The organism is Castellaniella sp. (assembly GCF_034674885.1).
Taxonomy (GTDB): Bacteria; Pseudomonadota; Gammaproteobacteria; order Burkholderiales; family Burkholderiaceae_B; genus Castellaniella.
The window spans coordinates 22993-48027 of record NZ_JAUCDS010000005.1 but is presented as its reverse complement, the minus strand read 5'-3'; the positions used below and the strand labels follow the sequence as shown (position 1 = coordinate 48027).

At 63.5% G+C, this 25035-nt stretch carries 20 protein-coding genes; 11 read left to right on the top strand and 9 right to left on the bottom strand.

Annotated elements, in window-relative coordinates; all coding sequences use genetic code 11:
- The 3 genes from VDP74_RS04970 to VDP74_RS04960 are packed head-to-tail and all read left to right on the top strand — an operon-like array spanning position 1 to position 4031.
- Positions 1–1392 carry an aldehyde dehydrogenase family protein gene (locus VDP74_RS04970; protein WP_322998524.1) on the top strand — a complete coding sequence of 464 codons (1392 nt, stop codon included), beginning with the start codon at positions 1–3 and terminating at the stop codon, positions 1390–1392.
- A 9-nt stretch (positions 1393–1401) separates the two neighbouring features.
- Positions 1402–2565: an iron-containing alcohol dehydrogenase gene (locus VDP74_RS04965; RefSeq protein ID WP_322998523.1), complete on the top strand. Its 1164-nt coding sequence runs from the start codon at positions 1402–1404 to the stop codon at positions 2563–2565.
- A gap of 2 nt (positions 2566–2567) precedes the next feature.
- Complete coding sequence (locus VDP74_RS04960) at positions 2568–4031, top strand: M81 family metallopeptidase (RefSeq protein WP_322998522.1); 1464 nt, start codon at positions 2568–2570, stop codon at positions 4029–4031.
- Here VDP74_RS04960 and hisN read toward each other — a convergent pair.
- Positions 4018–4815 (bottom strand): histidinol-phosphatase, encoded by a 798-nt coding sequence (gene hisN / locus VDP74_RS04955; protein WP_322998521.1) that lies wholly within the window; start codon positions 4813–4815, stop codon positions 4018–4020. The genes VDP74_RS04960 and hisN overlap by 14 nt on opposite strands.
- A gap of 201 nt (positions 4816–5016) precedes the next feature.
- On the opposite strand from hisN, the gene VDP74_RS04950 reads away from it, so the two are divergent.
- From VDP74_RS04950 to VDP74_RS04935, 4 genes are read left to right on the top strand one after another with little or no spacing between them, the layout of a single operon-like run.
- The gene (locus VDP74_RS04950) at positions 5017–6033 is read left to right on the top strand and encodes an ABC transporter substrate-binding protein (RefSeq protein ID WP_322998520.1); all 1017 of its coding nucleotides are present in this window, start codon (positions 5017–5019) and stop codon (positions 6031–6033) included.
- 51 nt (positions 6034–6084) lie between these two features.
- Positions 6085–7095 carry an ABC transporter ATP-binding protein gene (locus tag VDP74_RS04945; protein WP_322998519.1) on the top strand — a complete coding sequence of 337 codons (1011 nt, stop codon included), beginning with the start codon at positions 6085–6087 and terminating at the stop codon, positions 7093–7095.
- A gap of 9 nt (positions 7096–7104) precedes the next feature.
- The gene (locus VDP74_RS04940; protein ID WP_322998518.1) at positions 7105–8802 is read left to right on the top strand and encodes an ABC transporter permease subunit; all 1698 of its coding nucleotides are present in this window, start codon (positions 7105–7107) and stop codon (positions 8800–8802) included.
- 1 nt (position 8803) lies between these two features.
- Positions 8804–9568, top strand: a complete 765-nt coding sequence (locus VDP74_RS04935) for a DeoR/GlpR family DNA-binding transcription regulator (protein ID WP_322998517.1) — start codon at positions 8804–8806, stop codon at positions 9566–9568.
- On the opposite strand, the gene VDP74_RS04930 is transcribed toward VDP74_RS04935, so the two are convergent.
- A complete protein-coding gene (locus VDP74_RS04930; protein ID WP_322998516.1) occupies positions 9533–11416 on the bottom strand; it encodes a diguanylate cyclase in 1884 nt (627 codons plus the stop codon). The genes VDP74_RS04935 and VDP74_RS04930 overlap by 36 nt on opposite strands.
- A gap of 273 nt (positions 11417–11689) precedes the next feature.
- Between VDP74_RS04930 and ovoA the strand changes: the two genes are divergently transcribed.
- On the top strand, positions 11690–13780 hold the full coding sequence (ovoA, locus tag VDP74_RS04925) for a 5-histidylcysteine sulfoxide synthase (protein ID WP_322998515.1): 2091 nt from the start codon (positions 11690–11692) through the stop codon (positions 13778–13780).
- 51 nt (positions 13781–13831) lie between these two features.
- Here ovoA and VDP74_RS04920 read toward each other — a convergent pair whose 3' ends face one another.
- Positions 13832–16687: an EAL domain-containing protein gene (locus tag VDP74_RS04920; RefSeq protein WP_322998514.1), complete on the bottom strand. Its 2856-nt coding sequence runs from the start codon at positions 16685–16687 to the stop codon at positions 13832–13834.
- 137 nt (positions 16688–16824) lie between these two features.
- Here VDP74_RS04920 and VDP74_RS04915 point away from each other — a divergent pair, with 137 nt between their 5' ends.
- From VDP74_RS04915 to VDP74_RS04905, 3 genes are read left to right on the top strand one after another with little or no spacing between them, the layout of a single operon-like run.
- The gene (locus VDP74_RS04915; RefSeq protein ID WP_322998513.1) at positions 16825–17622 is read left to right on the top strand and encodes an amino acid ABC transporter substrate-binding protein; all 798 of its coding nucleotides are present in this window, start codon (positions 16825–16827) and stop codon (positions 17620–17622) included.
- A gap of 46 nt (positions 17623–17668) precedes the next feature.
- Complete coding sequence (locus tag VDP74_RS04910) at positions 17669–18349, top strand: amino acid ABC transporter permease (protein WP_322998512.1); 681 nt, start codon at positions 17669–17671, stop codon at positions 18347–18349.
- Positions 18346–19089 (top strand): amino acid ABC transporter ATP-binding protein, encoded by a 744-nt coding sequence (locus tag VDP74_RS04905; protein ID WP_322998511.1) that lies wholly within the window; start codon positions 18346–18348, stop codon positions 19087–19089. Before VDP74_RS04910 ends, VDP74_RS04905 begins: the two co-directional genes overlap by 4 nt.
- 35 nt (positions 19090–19124) lie before the next feature.
- Here VDP74_RS04905 and VDP74_RS04900 read toward each other — a convergent pair whose 3' ends face one another.
- The 6 genes from VDP74_RS04900 to VDP74_RS04875 all read right to left on the bottom strand — a co-directional run bounded on the left by VDP74_RS04900 (position 19125) and on the right by VDP74_RS04875 (position 25020).
- Complete coding sequence (locus tag VDP74_RS04900) at positions 19125–19775, bottom strand: GntR family transcriptional regulator (protein WP_322998510.1); 651 nt, start codon at positions 19773–19775, stop codon at positions 19125–19127.
- A gap of 45 nt (positions 19776–19820) precedes the next feature.
- Positions 19821–20567: an aspartate/glutamate racemase family protein gene (locus VDP74_RS04895; RefSeq protein ID WP_322998509.1), complete on the bottom strand. Its 747-nt coding sequence runs from the start codon at positions 20565–20567 to the stop codon at positions 19821–19823.
- A gap of 15 nt (positions 20568–20582) precedes the next feature.
- Entirely contained in the window at positions 20583–21383 is an 801-nt protein-coding gene (gene uraH, locus VDP74_RS04890; RefSeq protein WP_322998508.1) for a hydroxyisourate hydrolase, read from the bottom strand.
- 1 nt (position 21384) lies between these two features.
- The gene (locus VDP74_RS04885; protein ID WP_322998507.1) at positions 21385–22767 is read right to left on the bottom strand and encodes a nucleobase:cation symporter-2 family protein; all 1383 of its coding nucleotides are present in this window, start codon (positions 22765–22767) and stop codon (positions 21385–21387) included.
- A 31-nt stretch (positions 22768–22798) separates the two neighbouring features.
- Complete coding sequence (locus VDP74_RS04880) at positions 22799–24016, bottom strand: urate hydroxylase PuuD (protein ID WP_322998506.1); 1218 nt, start codon at positions 24014–24016, stop codon at positions 22799–22801.
- A gap of 110 nt (positions 24017–24126) precedes the next feature.
- Entirely contained in the window at positions 24127–25020 is an 894-nt protein-coding gene (locus VDP74_RS04875) for a DMT family transporter (protein WP_322998505.1), read from the bottom strand.
- Positions 25021–25035 lie beyond the last annotated feature (15 nt).

Sequence of the window (25035 nt, the reverse complement as noted above, 5' to 3'; positions counted from 1 at the left end):
ATGAGCGAACTCATCACCATCAGCCCCATCGACGGGCAAGAACTGCTGCGCCGGCCGCACGCCACGAGCGCCGACCTGGAACGCATCGCCCAGGCAGCCCGGCGCGCCCAGCGCGACTGGGCGCGACAACCCTTGTCCGTGCGCGTGGGCCTGCTGGAACAGGCCATCAGCACGGTCGTCGCACGCACTGACACCTTTGCCAAGGCGATCACCGAACAGATGGGCCGCCCGATCAGCCAGGCACCGGGCGAACTGCGCGGCTTTGCCGAGCGCGGGCGCTACATGCTGTCCGTGGCGGAACAGGCGCTGGCGCCGCTGGACCTGCCGCAACAGGATAATCTGCACCGGTCCATCGCGCGCGAACCGGTCGGCGTGGTGCTGACCATCGCGCCGTGGAACTACCCGCTGCTGACCGCCGTCAACAGCATCGTGCCCGCGCTGGCCGCCGGCAATGCCGTGATCCTCAAGCATTCGGACCAGACGCCCCTGTGCGCCGAACAGCTGGTCCAGGCCTTTACCGACGCCGGCCTGCCCGCAGGCCTGTTCCAATTCATCCACGCCACGCACGACACCATCCGTGCGCTGATCCAGTCGCCGGCCATCGACTATGTGGCCTTCACCGGATCGGTGCGTGGCGGTGCCGCCGTGGAAGAAGCCGCCGTGGGGCGCTTCATCGGCCGGGGGCTGGAACTGGGCGGCAACGACCCTGCCTACGTTCGCGCCGACGCGGACCTGGGCCAGGCCGTCGAAACGCTGGTGGACGGCGCCTTCTTCAATTCCGGACAGTCCTGCTGCGGCATCCAGCGCATCTACGTCCACCAGTCCCATTACCAGGCGTTCGTGGACCAGGCGGTCGCCCTGACGGAACAATACCGCCTGGGCGACCCTCTGGACCCGAACATCAACCTGGGCCCGGTGGTGCGGATGCGAGCAGCCGAGGAAATCCACGCCGTGCTGGCCCAGTCCATCGGCATGGGCGCCCGCGACTGCGTGGACCCCGGACGATTTCCCATGGCGCTGCCCGGCAGCACCTACCTGGCGCCCAGCATCCTGACGCAGGTCAACCACGACATGCCGATCATGAACGAGGAATGCTTCGGCCCTGTGGTGGGCATCATGCCGGTGTCCTCCGACGAACAGGCCGTGGCCCTGATGAACGACTGCCGCTACGGCCTGACCGCCTCGGTCTTCACGCGCGACATGGATGCCGCCCGCCACCTGGGGCAGCAGATCGAAGCGGGAACGGTCTTCATGAATCGCTGCGATTACCTGGACCCGGCCCTGGCCTGGACCGGCGTCAAGAACACCGGCCATGGGATCTCACTGTCCATCTACGGCTATCACATGCTGACGCGTGTGAAGTCCTACCATCTTCGCGAGCTGTCGCTATAGGGAAGCATCATGACCAATCTGACCGCCAACTGGAACTACCCCACCGCTATCAAGGCTGGCCCCGGACGCATCCGCGAACTGCCGCAACACTGCCGGGACCTGGGCATGCACCGGCCCTTGCTGATCACCGACCCCGGCCTGGCCGGCCTGCCCATGGTCAGCCAGGCCGTACAGTCCTGCCAGGGCGACGGCCTGGCTTGCGGCCTGTTTTCCCACATCAAGGGCAACCCCACCGGCCAGAACGTGAGCGACGGCGTCGCCGCCTTTCAGGCGGGCGGCCACGATGGCGTCATCGCATTTGGCGGCGGCTCGGCCCTGGACGCGGCCAAGGCCATCGCCCTCATGGTCGGGCAGGGCCGGCCACTGTGGGATTTCGAGGACATCGGCGACAACTACACGCGCGTCAACGTCGCCGGCATGGTGCCCGTCGTGGCGGTGCCGACGACGGCAGGCACCGGCTCCGAGGTCGGTCGCGCATCGGTCATCACGGATGACCATGCCCATGTGAAACGCATCATCTTTCACGCCCGCATGCTGCCGGCCACCGTGATCCTGGATGCCGAACTGACCACCGCCCTGCCCGCCCGCCTGACGGCAGCCACCGGCATGGACGCGCTGTCCCATAACCTGGAAGCTCTGTGTTCCCCCGTCCACCACCCCATGGCGACGGGCATCGGCATGGAAGGCAGCCGCCTGGTGCACGAATACCTGAAACGCGCGGTGGACGACGGCACGGACCTGGAAGCCCGCCACTTCATGCTGGTGGCTTCCTGCATGGGCGCCACAGCCTTCCAGAAAGGCCTGGGCGCCATGCACGCGCTGGCCCACCCCCTGGGCGCCCTCTACGACGCCCACCATGGCATGCTCAACGCCATCCTGATGCCCTATGTGCTGAAGGCCAACCAGGCTGTCATCAGCGACACGATGACGCTGCTGGCCCGCTACCTGGGTCTGCCCAATCCCGGTTTCGCCGCAGCGCTGGACTGGGTGCTGGCCCTGCGGGAATCCATCCACATTCCACACGGCCTGGCCGACATCGGCATCCCCGCCGACGCCGTGGGCAAGGTCGGCGCACTGGCAGTGCTGGACGGTTCGGCCGCGACCAATCCGATCCCCTTCACCTCTGCTCAGTATGACGCGATCCTGAGCGACGCCATCCAGGGGACGCTCTGACCATGGCGCGCATCGGTATCCTGGGGTTCCTGCACGAGACCAACACCTTCGCCCCCGGCCCGACCACGCTGGACCGTTTCATCGAGGCCGATGCCTGGCCCGGACTGGTCGAGGGCCCCGCGCTGCTGGACGCCACCCACGCCATGAACCTGGCGGTCAGCGGTTTCATGGCCGCATTGCGGGGCACCGGACACACCCTGGTGCCCTTGCTATGGTGCTCCGCAAACCCCTCGGGCCCCGTGGCGGACGCGGCCTTTGAAACCGTCGTCGCACGTATCGAAGACCTGTTGTGCCAGGCAGGCCCGCTGGACGCCCTGTTCCTGGACCTGCACGGGTCCATGGTGACCGAAAGCCTGGATGATGCCGAAGGCGAACTGCTGCGGCGCCTGCGGGCCATCACCGGCCCCGCCATGCCTTATGTAGCCGCCCTGGACTTCCACGCCATCATCACCCAGGCCATGGTGGACCAGACCCAGGCCATGGTGGCCTATCACAGCTATCCTCACGTGGACATGGCGGACACAGGCGCCCGGGCGGCGCGCATGATGCAGCGGCTGCTGGCCGGGGAAGTCTTCCATGCAGCCTGGAAAAAACTGGATTTCCTGGTCTCCATGCCGTGGCAAAGTACCCTGGGCCAGGAACCCGCCGGGCGGATCATGGCCCGGGCACGGACACTGGAGGCCCCCGATCGCCCCGAGGTCCAGTTCATCCCCGGATTCCCCAATTCGGACACCCCCGAATCCGGGCCGGCGATCCTGGCCTATGCCCGCACGCCCGATCTGGCGCAGGCAGGCGTCCAGGCCCTGGCGGCCGACGTGACCGGTCTGCAGCAGGCCTTCAGCGGCACGCTGCACACTCCCGACGAAGCCTTGCAAATCGTCCGCACACAGGCCGCCCGCCGCACCATCCTGGCCGATACCCAGGACAATCCGGGCGGCGGCGGGTCGGGGGACACCACCGGCATGCTGCAGGCGCTGCTGGACCATCGCCTGCAGAACGCCGCCGTGGCCCTGCTGTGCGATGCGCCCTTCTCCCTGGCAGCCCACCAGGCGGGCGTCGGAACCACGATCCGGCACCCCCTGGGAGGCCGCAACACGCCGGGCGGCCCCCCGGTGGAAGGCGACTTCGAAGTGCTGGCCTTGGGAGACGGGAAGTTCACGGGCACGGGGCCGTTCTATCAGGGCTGCCGCATGGACCTGGGCCCCATGGCCCGGGTGCGCATCTGCGGTGTCGACGTCCTGATTTCCAGCCGCAAACAACAGGCGGCCGACCAGGCCATGTTCCACCACCTGGGCGCGAATCCGCAGGACTACAGCATCCTGGTCCTGAAAAGCTCAGTCCATTTCCGCGCTGACTTCGGCGCCCTGGCCGACCGCATCCTGGTGGTGAAGGCCCCGGGCGCCAATACGGCCGATCTGCACGAACTGCGCTATACCCGGCTGCGCCCCGGGGTCACGATCCTGTAAGGCGATGCAGGGCTTGCTCATGCAAACGGGCATTGGCCGCTGCAATGACGCGGCCATCGGACTGCGCCGTCAACGCCCGGCCCTGCCAGTCGGTGATGATGCCGCCTGCTTCCTGGACGACGGTGATCAGGGGCAGGTAATCGTAAGGCATCAGGCCCGATTCCACGACCAGATCCACGTGCCCGCTGGCCAGCAGGGCGTAGGCGTAGCAGTCGCCGCCGAAGCGGCGCAGATACACCGCCTGCCCCAGATGGTCGAAGGCCCGGCGGTCGGCCTCCCCGAACAGGTCCGGCGATGTGGCCTGCAGAATCGCCTGCGCCAGATCCGTGACCGCCCGGGTGCGGCAGCGTTCACCATTGAGCCAGCAGCCGCGCCCGCGCACCGCCACCCAGCGTTCTGCCGTATACGGGATGTCGATGATGCCCAGCAGCGGCTGTCGTTCGTGCAGCACCGCCAGCAGGCAGCCCCACAGCGGGTTGCCGGTGATGAAACTGCGCGTGCCATCGATCGGATCGATGGACCACAGGATAGGGGCATCCCCCGCCTGTATGCCGAATTCCTCGCCCAGCACCCCGTGATCCGGATAGCGGCGCGCGATTTCACGGCGCAGGAATTCCTCGACCCCGCGATCAGCCACCGTGACCGGGCTGGCATCGGCCTTGACCTCGATGCCGGGCTGATGGCGAAACCAGCGCAGGGCAATCGATCTGGCCTGGCCTGCGAGGTCCTGCGCAAAATCCAGGACTTCATCCGTCCAGGGCGGCACCACGGATGATATCGGCATGTCTGGCTCCGAAAACAATGGATGGGCACATCACTGAAAAAGAATTCTGCAGGGGATTGCATGTTTTTGCAAATTTCCACAAAATAACAACCACAGGCGCTTCGGCAGATAACTCGTAGGACCGCAACACGCCATGCATCGCCGTAGCGACTCCCGACGACCCGGCACCAGACCGGTTCCCCACGACAGCAGGAGACACGCATGCAACGCTTTACACAAAAAGCCCTGACCGCAGCCATCGCGCTCGTCGGGGCCGGCCTGATCCAGGCCGCCCACGCCAAACCCCTGACCATCTACACCGCCCTGGAAGACGACGAAGTCACCGACTACATGGCAGCCGCAAAGGCCGCCATGCCCGACGTCGAATTCCACGTCCTGCGCCTGTCCACCGGCGACATGGCCGCGCGCCTGCTGGCGGAACTCAAGAACCCCCGGGCGGACGTCATCTGGGGATTCGCAGTCACCAACATGCTGGACCCCCGGATTCACGGCGAACTGATGAAATACGAACCCGCCGCCGCCCAGAAACTGCCCGCCATCTATCGCGGCAAGGACGGCACCTGGTTTGCCGCCACCGGCTACATGGCAGCCTTCTGCGTCAACACGGAACGCCTGAAATCCAAGAACCTGCCAATGCCGGCATCGTGGGAAGACCTGACCAAACCGGTCTACAAAGGCGAAGTCGTGATGCCCAACCCGGCCGCGTCGGGCACGGGCTGGCTGCAGATCGCCGCCATCCTGCAGGGGCTGGGCAACGACAAGGGCTGGGACCTGATCAAAGGCCTGAACCAGAACATCGCGCAGTACACCAGTTCCGGGTCCAAACCCTGCAAGATGGCGCGCACGGGCGAATACGCCATCGGCGCCTCGTTTGCATTCCCGGCCATGCAATCGATCGAAGCCGGCTTCCCCGTCAAGATGGTGATCCCATCCGACTGGGTCGGCTATGAACTGGAAGCCTCCGGCGTGGTCAAGACCACAAAGAACCCGGAAGACGCCAAGCGCTTCCTGGACTGGACCCTGTCGTCCCAGGCCGCCACGCTCTACACCAAATACAAGGAAATCGTCACGATCCCGGGGTCCCAGCCGTCCGAACAGTTGCTCAAGGCAGGCCTGCCCAAAAACGTGGACAAAGTCCTGTATCCCATCGACTTCGAGAAATCCGCCGCCGACCGGGCCGAGATCCTGAAGAAATGGCAGCAGGTCACGGCGCGCTGACCCGCCATCCATCAACGGGCCGGGCTCGCCCGGCCTCCTTCGGAGGGCTGCATGAGCCTGGAACTCTCACACATCCACAAGTCGTTCGGCGATTTTCAGGCGCTCAAGGACATCAACCTGACGGTCGGACCCCACGATTTCGTCTGCCTGCTGGGCCCCAGCGGCTGCGGCAAGACGACGTTGCTGAGAATCATCGCAGGACTGCTGCAGGCCGACGGCGGCGATCTGAAACTCGATGGCCAGGACCTGGGGCAAATGCCGCCTCGCACCCGCAATTTCGGCATCGTCTTCCAATCCTATTCGCTCTTCCCCAACATGACCGTGCGCGACAACATCGCCTACGGCCTGCGCATCCGCAAGGAACCGGCCGACAGGATCCGCCAGCGCGTGGACGAACTGCTGCAACTGATCCGCATCCCCACCATGGCCGAGCATTTCCCCTGGCAGCTGTCGGGCGGACAGCAGCAGCGGGTGGCCCTGGCGCGGGCCCTGGCAGTCAACCCCCGGCTGATCCTGCTGGACGAACCGCTGTCGGCCCTGGACGCGCGGGTGCGCAACGAAATGCGCCATGAAATCCGCGACGTCCAGCGCCGCCTGAAAATCCCGACCATCATGGTGACGCACGACCAGGAAGAAGCCCTGATGCTGGCCGACACGGTGGTCTGCATGAACAATGGCACGATCGAACAGGTGGGATCCCCGCAAACGCTATACCGCGAACCCAAGACCCGTTTCGTGGCGGATTTCATCGGCCTGAGCAACCTGCTCTCCGCCGACTGGCTGCGCGCCCACACACCCGACATCCTGAACCAGATACCGGCTCCGGCGCAGGCCCCCGAGGCCCTGCTCTGCATCCGGCCCGAGCACATCCAGGTTCACGCAGACGCAGCAGGCCCCGCCGTCATCCAGAGCATCACGTTCCTGGGCAACCTGTGCCGCATGACGCTGCGCTGGGGCGACCGCGAACTGCTGGCCGAACAGCACGCCGGCACGGCCCAGCGCGAAGGCGACCGCGTACGCCTGTCGATCAGCCCGGGCCAGGGCTGCTGGGTCACGGCCTAGGAGCCCGCCATGAGCGCATCACAGACGGCAACCCTGCCCGCTGCCACTCGCCGGTGGCAGCTGCCCGCAACCCCCGAACAATGGCTGGTCTGGGTGTGCGTGGCCATCCCGACCCTGGCCCTGATCCTGTTTTTCGGCTATCCGCTGCTGACGATCTTCTGGCAAAGCTTTGTCCAGTTCGACGGCACGCTGGGGCTGGACAACTACGCCTCCATCACGTCGACGCCGGGGCTGATCACAGCCGGGATCAACAGCCTGGCCATCAGCGTCAGCACCACCGTGGTCTGCCTGGCGCTGGGTTTCCCCATGGCCTACGCACTGGAACGCTGCGCCATCGCCGGCAAGCCCTGGGTGCGACTCAGCCTGCTGCTGCCGCTGCTGGCGCCGTCCCTGGTCCAGGGGCTGGGGCTGCTGTTTCTGCTGGGGCGCAACGGCCTGCTGTATCGCTGGACCGGCATCGAACAGAACATCTACGGTTACTGGGGGCTGCTGCTGTCCGACGTCTTCTACGCGCTGCCGCAGGCCATCATGATCATCCAGGCGGCGCTGCGCAACGCCGACGCCCGCTACTACGATGCCGCCACCGTCATGGGCGCCACGCCGGCGCAGCAGTTTTTTCACATTACCCTGCCCAACTGCAAGTTCGGCCTGCTCAGCGCGGGTTTCGTGGTCTTCACCATCACCATCACCGACTTCGGCAACGCCGCCGTGATCGCAGGCGACTACCGGGTGCTGGCCACCGAGATCTTCAACCAGGTGTCCGGCCAGCAGAATTTCGGCATGGGCTCAGTCGTCGGCATCATCCTGCTGCTGCCCGCCCTGCTGTCGGTATACATCGAACGGGTGGCATCCCAGAAACAGTTCGGCGGCAGTTCGGAGAACCGCATTCCGTTGCAGCCCGCCCCCGCCCCCTGGCGCGACACCGTGCTGGGCCTGGTCACGCATCTGTGCTGCCTGGCGATCTGGGCCATCATCGCGGTCGTGGTCTTCGCCAGTTTCGTCAAGCTCTGGCCCTACAACATGACGCTGACCCTGGCCAATTTCAACGTCAACATCTCGACAGGCTACCAACCCATCTGGACCACGCTCTACGTGTCGGTGGCCGCCGCCCTGATCGGCATCGTGCTGCTGTTCCTGCTGGCCTACGGCGTGCGCAACCTGAGCGGCCGCCTGGCCAAGGCAGTCTATCTGCTGGCCGTGCTGCCCGTGGGCGTGCCCGGCCTGGTGATGGGCCTGTCGTACATCTTCACTTTCAACGACCCGGCCTATCCGCTGCACTGGCTGTACGGCACGGCGCTGCTGATTGCCTTGTGCAACTTCTATCACTACCATACGCAGGGCTTTCTGACCATGACCACCGGCATGCGCATGGTGCCCCAGGCCCTGGAAGAAGCCGCCGCCTGCCTGGGCGGCCGAGCGCGCCACATCATGGGCGACGCCATCCTGCCCGTCATCGCCCCCACGGTCCTGGCGGTATTCTTTTTCCTGTTCATGCGCTCCATGGTCACACTGTCCGCCGTCATCTTCCTGGTCACCCCCGAACTGAACGTGGCGGCCGTGTCGGTCATGCACCTGAACGAATCCGGCTTCGTCTCGCAGGCAGCAGCTTTTTCCACCATCATCATCCTGGTGGTATCGGTCGCCATGCTGCTGATGCGGGCGCTGGTGCACTACGCGCGCCCGAACCTGACGGTGGGGATGAACTGAGATGTGGGCCGAGGCGCGCCACCAGAAGATCCGTTCCCTGCTGCAGCGGCATGACCGCATCACCACGGAACACGCCATGCGGGAACTGGGCGTCTCGCGCGAGACCGTGCGCCGCGATTTCCTGGAAATGGAGGCCCTGGGGCTGCTGCAGCGGGTGCATGGCGGCGCCATCCACCTGAGCGACGAACCGCCCCTGGACAAACGCAACACCATCCACGTCGCGGCCAAAAAGGCCATCGCCCGGGCCGTCGCACAGCGCCTGCGGGCCCCCCTGACGCTGTTCATGGACGCCGGCAGCACCACGACCATCCTGGCCAGGGAACTGACCCAGCTCAGCGGCCTGACCCTGATCACCAATTCGCTCAGTGCGGCAGCCTGCTTCACGGAATCACGTCCGGCCCCCGACAGCCAGGTCATCATCCTGCCCGGCTCGCTGAACACCGAACTGTTTTCGACTACGGGGTCTTCGACCATCCTGAAGATCCAGGACTTCCACGCCGACATCGCGCTACTGTCCCCGGTGGCGGTCAACGCACGCCAGGGGGCCTCCAGTTTCCTGCACGACGAAGCCGTGATCGCTCGCGCCATGTCCGCAGGCGCCAACGAAACCTGGATCCTGGCCGACCACAGCAAGATCGGCGCGGCCAGCCGCGAGACGTTCTGCCCCGCCAACCGCATCGACCGCCTGTTCTCGAACCACGCGGCCCAGGACGCGGACGGCTACGAGGACTTACGAGGCCAGGTCGGCGAGGCTGTCCTGGTCTGAATCGATCACCAGGCGGTCGCGCCCGGTGTCCTTGGCGCGATACAGGCAGGCGTCGGCACGCCTGAACAAGGACTGCGCCGTGTCTCCGGGCTGCCAGGCTGCGGCCCCCGCGCTCAGGGTCAGCGACAGCCGACGGCCATCTTCCAGATCCACGGAATGCAGGCGCACATGCTCCAGCACCCGCCGGATCAGGACGGCGGCGTCATCCAGTGTCGCGCCTGGCAGCAGGACGACGAATTCCTCGCCACCGAAACGGGCCAGCACGTCCGATTTGCGCCGCAGGAGATTGCCCAGGACTTCGGCGACCCATTTCAGGACGTGATCGCCGACATCGTGGCCGTATTCATCGTTGACACGCTTGAAATGGTCCAGATCAAAGACGGCCAGCACCGCGCAGGAATCTTCTCGACCCGATTGATCCAGCACCTGTTCCAGGGATTCGTCCAGCCCGCGCCGGTTCAGCAGGCCGGTCAGGGGGTCGTGCAGAGTCAGTTCGCGCAACTGCTGATTGGCCTGCTGCAGCGCCCCCAGGGCAGTGCGCAGATCGGCGGTGCGTGCCTGGACTTCGTGTTGCAGGGAACTGCGGGCCGAGGACTCGATCCGCAAGGCGCGGTCCAGCAGCTCGCGCAATTGCATGATTTCAGCATAGGTCAGCAAGAACATCTGGCTGCCCAGGGCGGCCTGCATCCAGCGTTCCTGGGCCATGAAGCCTGGGATGTAGCCAAAGGCGGCCAGGCTGTAGAGCAGGAAGCCGGCATAGAAGACCAGCCAGGACGCCGCGTACCAGCGGGCAGCGCGTTCGCCCTGCCGCCCATGCCGCAGCCCGATGCCGAACATGCACAGCATGCTGACCAGGGCATACACGGTATTGATCTTGATGATGAGCGCATACGGCGCCCAGAAACTGGCTGCCAGCAGCACCACGCCAACGACAAACAGACACTGGATCACCAGCGCATGGCGCGGCTGGCGGCCGGAACGCACATCCAGGAACGCCCGTGTGAACAGCAGCAGGCTGAGGATGGCCAGCACTTCGGTCACCGGCACCGAGACATTGGCCAACCAGGGGGAATCCGGCCACAGGTATTGGAAACTGAGCCCCGACATCGACGTCAGGAACAGGCCCGCGCACAGGATGTAGATAGCGGTGTACAGCGGCTGCAGGATCCGCAGGCGCAGGAACAGCGTCAGGTTGAAAATGGCCAGCAGCCCCAGCGCGCCCATGAACATGCCTTGCGCCAGGCTGTGTCCCTGGGTGCCGGCCAGCGCGGATTCCGCCGTATGCAGGGACAGAGGGATGTTGATGGCACCGTTGCTGCGCACCCGGATCACCACCCCCAGGGATTGCCCCGGCTTGAAGTCCAGCGGCAGCAGGAACAGGCGGTGATTGACGGGACGCAGCCCGAAGGGGCGCGCATCGCCCATGCGCTCGACACGCAGCAGGACCGGCGCTGCGCCGGCACCGGCGGGATCCAGGTCGTAGACCCAGAAATCCACGTCGTCGAGCAAGGGATAGTCCAGCTGCAGGAACCAGGCGTGCGAGACCAAGTCGGAATTGCGCAGCGGTACGTAGACCCAGTATGCCGCCTGGGTGTGCGCGAAGACCAGATGGTCAGCATCGCGGCGCTGGACGGGCCAGCGGCCGCTGAGCACGTCTTCCGGCCCCAGGGACTGCTGTTCGTCCCGCACGAAACAGACGTCGGCCAGCGACGGGATATCCGGCTGCACCGGAGACAGGGAGCGGGTCGGGCAGGCCGCCGCCAGGGGCTGAGCCATGGCGGCCTGCGGCACGACCAGCATCAGCCAGACGCCCAGCATCACCCGCGCGATCAGCCACGACAGGCACACGCGTTCACGTATTCGCGAAGCGCGCCGCCCCCGGCCGATGATCCGACCATGCCTGCATTCCATGCCCCTTCAAGCCCCCCCATGAAACGTATCAGGGTTATGCTGCATCAATGCATTATGCATGTGAAGCTGAAGCCATGCGATCTTTTTCCCGCCGCACTGCCATGTTAGGCTGAAGCGTTCGCATATTTACCATTTCGTCCGGATATCCTCATGCCTTCCACTGCCACCCCGATCTCCCCCGTCCCGGCCCCTCTGCGATCGGCGCGATTCATGCGCACACCGAACCTGGCCGAGCCGGACACCGATCAGTTACGGGCATCGATCCGGCAGTACTTCCTGGAAACCTGCGACCGCTACGAATCGCTGTTCCAATGTCTGGCCAACGACGAGGCCTATTTCGTCAAGCCCATCGCGCTGCGCCACCCCCTGATCTTCTATTTCGGCCACACCGCCACATTCTTCGTCAACAAACTGCTCCTGACACGCATGATCGATCAGCGCCTGGATCAGCGCCTGGAATCCACTTTTGCCGTTGGCGTGGACGAAATGAGCTGGGACGACCTGGACGAGCAGAACTACGACTGGCCAACCGTGGCCGAAGTCCGGGCCTACCGCGACCGGGTGCGTCGGATGGTCTGCGACCTGATCGACCATGCGCCCCTGCAATCCCCGATCGACTGGCAGAACCCCTGGTGGGCCATCATCATGGGGATCGAACACGAACGCATCCACCTGGAAACCTCGTCTGTGCTGATCCGCCAGCACGCACTGAAATATGTGCGGCCAGCCGCCGGTTGGGAACCCCAGGCCGATGCGGGCGCAGCCGCCCCACACAACGAAACCGTTCGGGTTCCGGGCGGGACGGTGCAGGTCGGCAAGGCCTTCACCGATCCGCAATACGGTTGGGACAACGAATACGGCACCCATACGGCAGAGATCGAATCCTTCCAGGCCAGCCGCTACCTGGTCAGCAACCAGGAATTCCTGGCCTTCGTCGAGGCGGGTGGCTATCGCAATCACCGCGACTGGACCGAAGAAGGCCGCCAGTGGCTGGCCTTCAGCCAGGCCGAACACCCGACGTTCTGGGTAAAGAAGACCCAGGGCTGGGCCTTGCGCCTGATGACCGGTGAAATCCCCATGCCCTGGTCCTGGCCCGTAGAGGTCAACTACCTGGAGGCCAAGGCCTTCTGCAACTGGAAGGCCGCCGAAACCGGCCAGCCCGTGCGCATGCCTACCGAGGACGAATGGTACCGGCTGTACGATGCCGCAGGGCTGCACGATCCCGACGACCGGCCCTGCGCCGCCAATCTGCACCTGGATCACGGGGCCTCATCCTGCCCGGTCGATCGCTACGCCCACGGAGACTGGTTCGACGTGGTGGGCAACGTCTGGCAATGGACGGAAACCCCCACCTATCCGTTCAACGGCTTTGACGTCCATCCGATCTACGACGATTTCACCACCCCGACCTTCGATGGCCGGCACAACCTGATCAAGGGCGGGTCCTGGATCGCCTGCGGCAACGAGGCCGTGCGCGCCTCGCGCTATGCCTTCCGGCGGCATTTCTTCCAGCATGCCGGGTTCCGCTACGTGATTTCGCACGCTCCGGCCGAGGCTCCCGCCGCCTACTACGAAACCGACAAACTCATGTCCGAATACGCCGAATTCCATTACGGCGACACCTATTTCGGTGTACCGAATTTCTCGCAGGCGCTGGCGCAGCACGCCATCGCCGCCATGGGCGATCGACCCCGCCGCCGCGCCCTGGACCTGGGCTGCGCATCGGGACGGGCCACCTTCGAACTGGCACGCGCCTTCGAGCAGGTCACCGGAGTGGATTTCTCGGCCCGCTTCATCAACCAGGGCGTGCAGCTGATCCAGTCCGGCCAGTTGCGCTACACCCTGACCGACGAGGGCGATCTGGTGTCCTACAAGGCCCGCAGCCTGGCTGACCTGGGCCTGCAGGATATGATCGGCCGGGTCGAGTTCTACCAGGGCGACGCCTGCAACCTGAAACCCCAGTTCTCGCAATACGACCTGGTGCTGGCCGCCAATCTGATCGACCGGCTATACGATCCGGCCCGGTTCCTGGACCAGATCCACGAGCGCATCGTCCCCGGCGGTCTGCTGGTGATCGCCTCGCCCTACACTTGGCTGGAAGAACACACGCCGCGCCAGGCCTGGATCGGCGGGTTCAAGAAAGACGCCGAGAACTACACCACACTGGACGGCCTGCAGGATCACCTGGGCAGCCATTTCCGGCGGGTGTCGGGCCCCACCGACGTGCCCTTCGTGATCCGCGAGACTCGGCGCAAATTCCAGCACACGCTGTCGGAAATGACGATCTGGGAACGATTCTAGCGTGCCGTTAGGCTAACCCACGTCCATCCCGGCCCGGGATGCGGCGCGGGCTCAGGCCTCCGGCTGTGTCCGGTGATCCTTCACAAAGGCGGCGAAGACATCCGCCGTCAGCGGTCGGCTGTAGTAATAGCCCTGAACCTCTTCGCAGCCATTGGCTCTCAGGAATTCCTGCTGCTCGGCGGTTTCCACGCCTTCGGCGATGGTGCGCAGGCCCAGGCTGCGCGACAGTTGGATGATGGCCGTGGCGATGGCCTGGTCTTCCGGATCTACATTGATGTCGCGCACGAAAGACTGGTCGATCTTCAGCTTGTGCAGCTTGAAGCGCTTCAGGTAGCTGAGCGATGAATAGCCGGTGCCGAAATCATCGATGGCGAACCGGACCCCGAAATGCGACAGTTCTTCCATGCGTTGCGCCACTGATTCCGGCGCCTTCATGGCCACGGCTTCCGTCAGTTCCAGTTCCAGCTGACTGGCCGGCACCCCCGTATCGGCCAGAATCCGCTTGATCTGGCCCGGGAGGTCGGGCTGGTTGAACTGCACGGCCGACAGGTTCACGGCGATGCACAATTCGGGCAAGCCCTGGTCCCGCCATTGACGCAGTTGCTGCATGGCAGTACGCAGCACCCATTCACCGATGGGAATGATCAGGCCGTTGGCCTCGGCGATGCGGATGAATTCCGAAGGCGGCACCCTCCCCCATTGCGGCGATTCCCAGCGCAGCAGCGCCTCGGCGCCCAGGATGGCGCCGTCCTTGAGAGCGAACTGCGGCTGATAGACCAGGAACAGTTCCCGATTGGCCAGGGCTTGCTTGAGCGCATTGCCCAGCATCAGTTCACGGCTGACTTGGGCCTGCATTTCGGGCGTGAACATCCCCACCCGATGGCGCCCATCGCTTTTGGCACGGTACATGGCGGTTTCCGCGCTTTTCAACAAGGTGTCGAACGCTGCCGCATCGTCGGGATAGAGGGCCACCCCGATCGTGGCCGAACTGAAGATGTCCTGATCGGCCAGCCGCAGCGGTAACGACACCGCCTGCAGCAGAGCCCGCGCCTGCGCCATGGCCTGCTGCTGGGTGGCCCCGGGCACCAAGGCGACGAAATCATCCCCCGAATACCGTGACAGAAAGGCTGCAGCCGGCAGCTGGGCGCGCAAGCGCCGGGCCATTTCCTGCAGCAAGGCATCGCCGACATGGTGGCCCAGGGAATCGTTGACGGCCTTGAAGTGGTCCAGGTCCATCCACAGGGCGGCCATGCCGTCGCCGCGATCCATGGCATCGCGACACAGCTCGCGCAACTGGTCCCGATTGGGGAGCCCGGTGAGCTGGTCGAACTGCGACAGCAGCCGGATGCGTTCGTCTGCCCGGCGCTTTTCCGTCACGTCTTCGTTGTGGGCCAGGTAGTTGGTGACGCGTCCCTGGGCATCGCGCACTGGATAGATCAGTACGGATTCGGTGTATTCTCGGCCGCTTTTGCTGAGATTCTGCCATTCGCCGCGCCATGCCAGACCCTGCGCCAACTGCTCCCACATGGCGCGAAACTTGGTAGCAGGCGTGCGGGCAGGTTTCAGCCGACGCAGGCTGCGGCCCACGACTTCGGCAGCCGTATAGCCGCTGATGCGCGTGAAGGCCTCGTTGACGAACTCGACCCGGGCCTGGCTGTCGGTGATGATCATGGAGACCGGGCTTTGCACCACGGCGGTGGACAGCGTGCGCAAGGCCTGTTCGCTATTGCGCCGAGCCGTGACATCGCGCGAGATCACCACGAACTGGGGAGCTTGTCCGGGGGGCACGGCCTTGCGGGCCACCGAGAGTTCGAATTCGCGCGACTGGCCCTCTCTGTCGTGCAGGGTAATGATCTTGCCCTGGGATTGCCCCTGCACTGCGGCCTCTTGCAGCGCGTCCAGCACGATCCGAGCGTCCCTGGGCTGCAGGAGGTCACTGACGGTGCGCCCCAGCAATTGATCCGCGGGCTCGGACAGATCCGACGGACGGCTGGTGTGGACCGACAGATAGCGGCCGTCGGCGTCCATGTTGAACACCAGATCGGGCATGGCGTCGAGCGTCGCCTGCAGCCGGTCCTGGGAATCCCGCAGCAAGGCATAGGGATGCTGCACGGCTTCGACGAAGACGGCCCGGTACAGGAACAGGTAGGCCACGACCTTGTAGATGTGGCCAAAAAGAATGTAGATATCCGTGACCCCCTCGTACAGGGTGAGGAAGAACTCGCCCTGCGCCATGACACAGGCCGCCACGAACAAGTCGCTGACGTTGTAATTCCGAGGCTGGCGCATGCGCAGCCAGAACAGCAGCGCCGCCGCCAGGTACAGCGCAATGAGGCCGTATTCCGCAAAGATCTTGAAGGAGGTCAGCCCCTGGCCGGGGATGAAGGTCTGCGGGATGCTGTCCGGTTGCAGGAAATACAGTGCGGTCAGCCCTGCCACCAGGACCAGCACGCCCACCACCTGCCCCCCCAAGGGGACGCGAATGGCGCGATCCTTCCAGGCCAGAACCGCAATCGCCAGCAAGCCCAGCGCACTGAACAGGCGCGCCAGCAGCCAGAAATAAATGGCCTTGTCCGCATCCAGGTTGGGGGTGATGAGTTCGGGCATGCCCTGATAGGCCAGGACATGCAGGAAATCCAGCAGCGCAACCCCCAGAAAGGTGCTGCCCAGCAGGACCATGTTGCCGGGCAGGACTTCATGGCGACTGGCCCAAAGCACTGCGAATATCAGCGAGGCCACGATCACGGAGACGGCTTCGGTCAGATTGTGCAGCGGCAGATAGTGGGCGATTTCATGAAAGGACGCAGGAAACGTCAGGCTGCTGACCAGAATCAGCAGCGCCATCAACACACTGACAGAACGAAAGGCGCGACGCGCACCCGCCTGGTAGTTGGGGTGTATCCACATAGTTGCTAATCATATAGCGCATTGCCATATGCTTAATCATCGAAAAGCTTTGCAGGGTCGATAAGGGCTCATTAGAATGAAAACCCATAAAACAAGCCGTTCATATAACAACACCGCTTAACTATCGAGGCCTGCTCATGAAAAAACTTTCCGCTCTCGTACTGGCTGCAGCTCTGCCCCTGCTCTCGATGGCGCCTGCCGCCCAGGCGGCGACCGACGATCTGGCCGCCATCCAGAAGGCCGGCACCATCCGCATCGGCACCGAGGGCACCTATGCCCCGTTCTCCTTCCACGACCAGAAGGACAACAAGCTGGTGGGCTTTGACGTGGACATCGGCCGCGCCATCGCCAAACAACTGGGCGTCAAGGCGGAGTTCGTCGAAGGCAAATGGGACGGCCTGATCGCCGGGCTGAACGTCAACCGCTACGACGTGGTCATCAACCAGGTCGGCATCACGCCCGAACGCCAGGCCAAATACGAATTCTCGAAACCGTACATCTCCTCGGCAGCCGCCCTGATCGTGCGCGACGACAACACGGCCATCCACACTTTCCAGGACCTGAAAGGCAAGCGCTCCGCCAACACCATCACCAGCAACTTCGGCAAACTGGCCCAGCGCTACGGGGCCGAGGTCGTGCCGGTGCAGGGCTTCAACGACGCCATCGCATTGCTGACGTCCGGCCGGGTGGACGCCACCGTCAACGATGAACTGTCCTTCCTGGACTTCAAGAAGCAGCAGCCCGCCGCCAAGGTCAAGGTCGTGGCCACGGATGACAGCGCGGAGTTCAGCCAGTCGGGCGTACTGATGCGCAAGGACCAGCCCGCCCTGAAAGCTGCTGTGGACAAGGCGCTGGACGCCATCCGCGCCGACGGCACGTACAAACAAATCTCGGAACGCTACTTCGGCACCGACCTGTCTTCCCGGGTGAAGTAAGCCCGATCGCCTATACTGCGACACGATCCCCAAGGAGTTCCCGACCGTGCCAGATTGGCTGCACCTGATGGCAAACTCCCTCTGGCCGCTGCTGGTCGGAGGGTTTCAATTCACCGTACCGCTGGCGATCCTGTCGTTCCTGATCGGGCTGGCGCTGGCATTCCTGGCGGCCATCGCACGGCTGTTCGGACCGCCGCCGCTGGTCGCCCTGGTGCGCTTCTACATCTGGCTGATCCGGGGCACCCCCCTGCTGGTGCAGCTGTTCGTGATCTTCTACGGACTGCCCAGCATCGGCTTCGTCCTCGACCCGCTGCCGGCCGCGCTGATCGGTTTTTCGCTGAACGTCGGGGCCTACAACGCGGAGGTCATCCGCGGGGCCATCGAGGCCATCCCCCGGGGCCAGTGGGATGCCGCCTATTCCCTGAGCATGACCCGCGCCCAGGCGCTGCGGCGCACGATCCTGCCGCAGGCGGCCCGCGTAGCCGTGCCGCCGCTGTCCAATTCCTTCATCGCGCTGGTCAAGGACACTTCCCTGGCAGCCGTCATCACGGTGCCGGAAATCTTCCAGGCCGCGCAGCGCATCGCGTCCGTCACCTACGAACCGCTGATCCTGTACACGGAAGCCGCCCTGATCTACCTGGTCCTGTGCACCTTCCTGTCAGCCGCGCAGACCCGGCTCGAACGCCATTTCAGCCAGCACGCTGTTTTTTCCGAGGGCCAGCGATGATCCAGCTGGAAGGCATCCGCAAGTCCTTTGGCGGCCACGAGGTCCTGAAAACCGTCGGCGTCACCATTCCCGAAGGCCAGGTCACGGCCCTGATCGGCCCGTCGGGCAGCGGCAAGAGCACGCTGCTGCGCTGCGTGAACTTGCTGGAAACCCCCGACGAAGGCCAGCTCACCATCGGCACCGAAACGATCCAATTCCAGGCGGGGCGTCACCCCGACCGGCACGCCGTCCAGCGGGTCCGGCAACAGACCGGCATGGTGTTCCAGAATTTCCAGCTGTTCCCGCACCAGACCGCCATCCAGAACGTGATGGAAGGCCTGATCACCGTCAAGCGCTGGCCGCGCGACCGGGCCTACGCGCGCGCCTGTGAATTGCTGGACAAGGTCGGCCTGCGCGACAAGGCCGATGCCTGGCCCGCCAGCCTGTCGGGCGGCCAGCAACAGCGCGTGGCCATCGCCCGCGCCCTGGCGCCCGAACCGCGCGTGCTGCTGTGCGATGAACCCACATCCGCCCTGGACCCTGGGCTGGCGGCGGAAGTCGTGGCCGTGCTGGGCGCCCTGGCCCAGGAAGGCATGACCATGCTGATGGCCACGCACGATCTGCGGCTGGCCGCGCAGATCGCCCGTCAGACGGTGTTTCTGGAAGACGGCGCCATCGTCGAATCCGGGCCTTCGCAAGACCTGTTCCAGCATCCCCGGGATCCCAGGACGCAGCGCTTCGTGGTCACGCTGCAGGGCTGAACCGCAGCGGCACGGTTCATCGCGCCAGGATGAGGTCAGAGCATGTCAGGAGCGTCCATCCCCCACCAGCGCAGGGTGCAGACAAAATGCGTCCTGATCGCCTTCATGGCCCCGGAGTCGTCTCCTACCAGGATCGAGTCTAGGATATCCAGATGCTCGTCCATGGCAGAGATAATACGCTCTGAAAGAAACCGCCGCGATAGCTGCAGGACGGTGATACGGTCGTGATTGCTGGCGTAGATACGCGACGCCAAAGAGTTATTCAGTGCCTGCTCCAGCACGCGGTGCAGTTCCCGGTCGACCTCTCGGGCCCGGCGCTGCAACGCCGGCGTGACATTCACGCCGGCCTCGTCGCGTATTTCGGCATGCGCCTGCCGGAGCTCGCGCAGGTGCTCTCGATCCGCCTGATTGGCCAGGATCCGGGCGCCTTCCTGATCCATCAGGTATCGCAAGTGAAAACATTCTTGGATGACGGATGGCAGCGGTTCAATCACCAGCACACCCCGCTTGGGCAGGATCTGGACCAGGCCCTGGGTTTCCGCATACTTGACCGCTTCCCGCACAGGGGCCAGAGGATAGCCCGACAGCTCGACCAGTTCCGAGATAGACACCATCTGGCCCGCCCGTACATCGCCGCTAAGTAACAGCGTCCTGATGGCTTGAAATGCCTGATCGGCAAGCAGCATATCCCCCCCTGGTAGATTATCCGCATCCGAAAGGTTTCGCTGTTCCTAGGATGGCGATTGGTAGGCTTGTTCAACGGCTGCAAAAGGCCATTTGACTGCTTTAGGTTCCGGTAGACGGAAACTACCGCTGAGTGGTTTTTTCAGGTTCAAGCGGACCAGCGACTGAGCCAGCCCAACAGCTTCACGCACCCCGTTGAGCACCGGAACACTGAGTTGCGGTGCAATGCCTTCATAAATGTTAGCAAATATCGCCCCGGAAAGGACGATGGCCTCTGCCTGATGGTCATGCACCTCTGCCTCGATCATGGCCCGCAATTCAGGAAAGACGAGTGCGGGATTCCTGATCTGCTCGTCAGAGAGCGGCGGCAGTGACAGCACGGCACCCAGCCGGGCGTCCAGACCGTAACGCCTGGCCAGTTCTGCATAAATGCCACGAGCGTGATAGCCGAATGTGATCAGGGAAAAACGTTCCGCGACTGTCATCGCGGTCAACATCGCGGCCTCTGTCATGCCGATGACCGGAATATCCAGGCACTCGCGCAGAGCTGACAAGCCGCTGTCAAAGGAAATGGCCAGGATGACGGCATCATGACCCGGTGCATGTTCCAGAGCCAGGTGCAGGGCCTCCGCCGCAGCCAAGGCGTCCTCGGAACGCCCGCTCACGATCGGGGAGCCATACGTACCGGTCACCGCAGTGAGCTGAACATCGGGCGCGAGGACCGTTTTTGCAGCCGCCGCGACCATCTCAGTGACGAATTGGCTGGTATTGGGATTGATCAGAAGTAATTTCATGTCTATTGGCTAAAGTCAGCTGCCACGATAGCAACTGTATCCCCATGGAGAAAGGAGGAGGACCACGTGATGATGTTCGGCGATGTCCTGGATGCGGAGTTTGACCGGGACAGTATCGAAAAAGGGATGATCTCCCACGCCGAACCCCAGTTGGCGGTAATAGTCGCCAACTTGGAATTCGAGCACATAATCTGTGGCTACGAGACAGCCATCCGGTATCAACCAGTGATCGGTTCTGCCTTCCGCATTGATCGCGAAGCCGGACTCTGCGGAGCAGTCAGCGTCCCTTAGCAAAGTCCCCTGCAAACCGCAGGCGCCGACGCCACGGGCAATGTCGATGACATGCAAGGACAAACCCGCGCCGCCACCCGTACCCTGTGATGGCTGCATGACATCTGGCCACGAGGCTGGGTCACCGACATGCCAGGCGCCAGATTCACGGGGTGACCGTGAGGGTGGAGCCCCTCTGTAACAAGAATATCCGCCAGGCGCCACGATCAACGGGACATGATAGTGAGCCAGCGGCTCGGCCAGACGAAAGCACACCCGAACACAGGGGAAGATAGAGGGGGCATCAAAATACGCCGCCAGATCGAAGTCCAGCACATAGGATCCCGCCCGGGCACTCGCACTGGAGAGCAGCGGAGCGGCACACCGCCCCTGAGCATTCAGCGTCACACTGGCCAGTGGCGTCGCGCGCGTCCGGGCATCGCCTTCGCGCAGAGTGACACCCAGTCCAGCCCCCGGGCAGCCTCGTGAAAGATCCAGGGCGTGCGTGGTCAGGATTGCCTGCTGAGCATACAGGTCCATCGACATGTCAGACCTCGGCGGATGCGGCCTGCTGCGTACGGCTGGCCCGGAAATGATTGAAATAGAAATTGAGCAACATCGACACGATGGCCGACAGTGCGATCCCACTGTGCGTCAGCGGCGTCAGGGATTTCGGGAAATGCCCGAAAAAACTGGGGGCAATCATGGGAATTAGCCCGATTCCCACACTGATGGCGACAATGAAGAGATTATGCTGATTCCGGTAATCAACGTCCGACAGAATCTTGATGCCGGTGGCACACACCATGCCGAACATCACGATACCTGCGCCCCCGAGAACATAAGCGGGAATCGAAGCCGCGAGGATGCCCAGTTTGGGAAACAACGCAAATACGATCAAGATGATGCCCGCCATGGCGCATACCCAACGGCTCTTGATGCCTGTCACTCCCACGAGACCGATATTCTGCGAGAACGATACATAGGGAAAGGTGTTGAAGATGCCGCCAATGACTGTCCCGAGCCCATCGACCAACAGACCGCGTGTGATGCCCTCCGGGCCGGGCCGACGCCCGACCATTTCACCCACAGCCAGCAACAGCCCGATGGTCTCGACCATGACAATGACCATCACGATCGATAGCGACAGGATGGCCCAGGGATGGAATGTCGGCCAGCCGAATGCCAAAGGCTCGATGACTTCAAACCAGGCGGCTTCGCGCAAACCCGTGAGGTCGACACGCCCCGTCATCCAGGCCAGCGCAAAACCCACCAGCAAGCCAACCAAAACCGAAATGTTGGCCCAGAAACCCTTGGCGAATTTTGCCAGAAGCAAAATGACAATCAGCACAAGCCCCGCAAACAGGAGATTTTCAGGAGCGCCATAATTCGGATTGGGCACGTCCTGAAGGACCCCATCCACCATTTTTCTGATCGTGGGATTGCCGCCCGCCGCCCAATTGATACCGATGCGTAGAATCGTCAGACCGGTCACTGCAATCACGGTGCCCGTCACGACGGGCGGAAAGAACCGCACCAGCTTACCGACGAACGGCGCCAGTATCATGGTGACAATCCCTGCGCCGATAATGGAGCCATACAGGCCCTGTGCGCCGATGTTGGGATCACCCGCCAAGATGATCATCGACGGCACGGTCGCAAACGTCACCCCCATCATGACAGGCAGCCTCACGCCGAATTTCCAAAAACCGACGGACTGCAGGATCGAAATGACCCCGCAAGCGAACAGATCGCAATTGATCAACAAGGCGATCTGCTCTTTGGGCAGCCCCAGCACGCCGCCGATGATGAGCGGAACAGCAATGGCGCCCGCGTACATGATCAACACATGTTGCAAGCCAAAAATAAAGAGTTCCCAGACAGGCAGCACCTCGTCTGCAGGATGCACGTCAGATTTCTTCAGATTCATGATGTCTCGTCCCACGCAATTTGATTGCTTGTCATTGATGTGATTGCAGCCAGGCGCCCAGCTGCGCTCTTTCCTCGTCGGTCATCTGAGTCAGATTTCCGGGAGGCATTTCCTTGCTGTTGACAGCCCGGGCCATGATCAGGGGCGCACTGGCTTCGATCTGGGCCAGCGTATCGAGCCTGAAACCCAGTGGCGCCGACGAGAACAAAGGGCTGCTCGGGGTCGCTGAGTGACAGGTCACGCACCGGTTCTGCACGATCTGGTGGATCTGCTCGCTGCTGGCGACAGCGCCGGCCGGCATACTGCCAGGCGACGACGGAATCCTGGTGAGGCCGATACCCAGAGCGATGAGCGCTGCGGCAGCAAGCAGGAGACGGTGATCCGAGCGATCCGTCTTGAACTGCACGTTGCGCCAATGCCTCAACAGCGTACCTGCCGACATCAACAGAAACAGCACCAGCCAATTGAGGGCACTGCCCGTCACTGCCGAGAAATGCGTTGACAACATGGCCAGGATCACGGGCAGGGTGATGTAATTGTTATGTGTCGACACCCGCTTTGCGCGTTCTCCCAGGGAGATATCCAGGGGCTGCCCTTGCTGGATCTGCCGACGCATCTTGATGTGATTGGGAACAATGACGAAATGGACGCTCAATGCCATGACGGTCCCCAGCATGGCGCCCACCTGGATGAACGCGCCTCGCGCACTGAACAAATGGACACAGACAAAGCACAGCAGCAGAACCACAGCCGCAAAACACAGGCTGAAGATCCGTTCACTGCGTATCGTCCGCACCAGGGCGTAATACACCGGCCAGATGATCGCCAGCAAGAGGACGCTGATCAACACCCCCGTGACCGGTGAGACGTTCAGGACGGACGCATCGAGCAGATATATGCTGGCGCTCGCCCAATACAACAGGGCCAGCAACGCCAGACCGCTGAGGAACGTGAACTGTGCAGGACCCGAATGCGCCAACGTGCGGGGATGATCGCGATCCGGCCAATACTGCTCATGGTAGTAAAAACTGCCACCGTGCATCTCGTGGATGGTGCCGCGATTGTTTTCCTTGGTGACCGGGTCTTGCGTGGGCCTGACTCGGAGATCGAACCAATTGAAATAAAACGAAGTCCCGATCCATGTAATCGCCGCGATGACGTGCCCCCATCGGACCAGAATGGAAAGCCAGTTGATTGTTTCCTGCATGAGTCTCCTCTCCTTTTGCATATCTGATGCTCGACAATACATATCTTCTTATATTTGTACTGACATGTTAGTTATAACATCAGTGAGGAATGCCGAAAATGCTTTTCACACAGATCTAGGGGAAATCCCCGAACGCGGTTACGTTTCAGGCATCAGGAAGACGCCCCTGGCGCAGGCACCGGCGCTGCCGCCGTGTACTTCGCCCCCGCCACGCAGGCGACGACAAAGGCGGTGACGACGATCATCGTCGCCGTGACGGATTCACCCAGCAGCCAGGCCGACAGCAGCAGGCCCAGGAAAGGCTGCAACAGCTGCAACTGGCCCACCGCTGCGATACCGCCCTGGGCCAGGCCCCGATACCAGAAGATGAAACCCACCAGCATGCTGAAGACCGCCACATAGGCCAGGCCCACCCAGGCCGAGAACGGCACGGTCGCCGCATCCGCCGGCCACAGCCACCACATCAGCGGCAGGCTGAAGGGCAAGGACAGGACCAGGACCCAGCAGATGACCTGCCAGCCCCCCAGGCGGCGCGACAGGCGGCCGCCTTCGGCATAGCCGTAGCCACAGCTGAGAATCGCGATCATCATCAGGGCATCCGCCCCCAGGGACCCCGAGCCGTCCTGACTGAAAGCAAAACCGGCCACGGATGCGGCGCCCAGCACGGCAAACGCCCAGAACGCCCGCGAGGGGCGTTCGCCCCCCAGCCAGGTGCCGAAGATCGCGGTAGCCAGCGGCAGCAGGCCGATGAAGACCAGGGAATGCGCCGAGGTGATGGTGCGCAACGCCAGCGCCGTGCACAGGGGGAAACCCACGACTACGCCCAGCGCCACCAGCGCCAGGGTGCGCCATTCGGCCCAGGTGGGGCGCAGGTTTCGGCCGGCCATGATCAGGGCCACGGCCAGCAGGCCGGCCAGGGCGGAGCGCCCTGCCGTGACGAACCCCGGATCCAGCCCCAGCACGGCCACCCGCGTGGCCGGCAGCGAACCGCTGAAAATCGCCACGCCGATCGCGCCGTTGATCCAACCCTGTGTGCTTGTCTGCATGAAACCGCCCTGCTT

Excerpts from the sequence above, each read along its gene's own strand:
- hisN (WP_322998521.1), bottom strand. The coding sequence starts at position 4,815 with ATGCCGATATCATCCGTGGTGCCGCCCTGGACGGATGAAGTCCTGGAT.
- VDP74_RS04885 (WP_322998507.1), bottom strand. The coding sequence starts at position 22,767 with ATGAATCTGAAGAAATCTGACGTGCATCCTGCAGACGAGGTGCTGCCT.
- VDP74_RS04950 (WP_322998520.1), top strand. The coding sequence starts at position 5,017 with ATGCAACGCTTTACACAAAAAGCCCTGACCGCAGCCATCGCGCTCGTC.
- VDP74_RS04880 (WP_322998506.1), bottom strand. The coding sequence starts at position 24,016 with ATGTATTGTCGAGCATCAGATATGCAAAAGGAGAGGAGACTCATGCAG.
- uraH (WP_322998508.1), bottom strand. The coding sequence starts at position 21,383 with ATGTCGATGGACCTGTATGCTCAGCAGGCAATCCTGACCACGCACGCC.
- VDP74_RS04900 (WP_322998510.1), bottom strand. The coding sequence starts at position 19,775 with ATGCTGCTTGCCGATCAGGCATTTCAAGCCATCAGGACGCTGTTACTT.
- ovoA (WP_322998515.1), top strand. The coding sequence starts at position 11,690 with ATGCGCACACCGAACCTGGCCGAGCCGGACACCGATCAGTTACGGGCA.
- VDP74_RS04905 (WP_322998511.1), top strand. The coding sequence starts at position 18,346 with ATGATCCAGCTGGAAGGCATCCGCAAGTCCTTTGGCGGCCACGAGGTC.
- VDP74_RS04920 (WP_322998514.1), bottom strand. The coding sequence starts at position 16,687 with ATGTGGATACACCCCAACTACCAGGCGGGTGCGCGTCGCGCCTTTCGT.
- VDP74_RS04960 (WP_322998522.1), top strand. The coding sequence starts at position 2,568 with ATGGCGCGCATCGGTATCCTGGGGTTCCTGCACGAGACCAACACCTTC.
- VDP74_RS04915 (WP_322998513.1), top strand. The coding sequence starts at position 16,825 with ATGAAAAAACTTTCCGCTCTCGTACTGGCTGCAGCTCTGCCCCTGCTC.
- VDP74_RS04965 (WP_322998523.1), top strand. The coding sequence starts at position 1,402 with ATGACCAATCTGACCGCCAACTGGAACTACCCCACCGCTATCAAGGCT.
- VDP74_RS04970 (WP_322998524.1), top strand. The coding sequence starts at position 1 with ATGAGCGAACTCATCACCATCAGCCCCATCGACGGGCAAGAACTGCTG.
- VDP74_RS04940 (WP_322998518.1), top strand. The coding sequence starts at position 7,105 with ATGAGCGCATCACAGACGGCAACCCTGCCCGCTGCCACTCGCCGGTGG.
- VDP74_RS04945 (WP_322998519.1), top strand. The coding sequence starts at position 6,085 with ATGAGCCTGGAACTCTCACACATCCACAAGTCGTTCGGCGATTTTCAG.
- VDP74_RS04875 (WP_322998505.1), bottom strand. The coding sequence starts at position 25,020 with ATGCAGACAAGCACACAGGGTTGGATCAACGGCGCGATCGGCGTGGCG.
- VDP74_RS04895 (WP_322998509.1), bottom strand. The coding sequence starts at position 20,567 with ATGAAATTACTTCTGATCAATCCCAATACCAGCCAATTCGTCACTGAG.
- VDP74_RS04935 (WP_322998517.1), top strand. The coding sequence starts at position 8,804 with ATGTGGGCCGAGGCGCGCCACCAGAAGATCCGTTCCCTGCTGCAGCGG.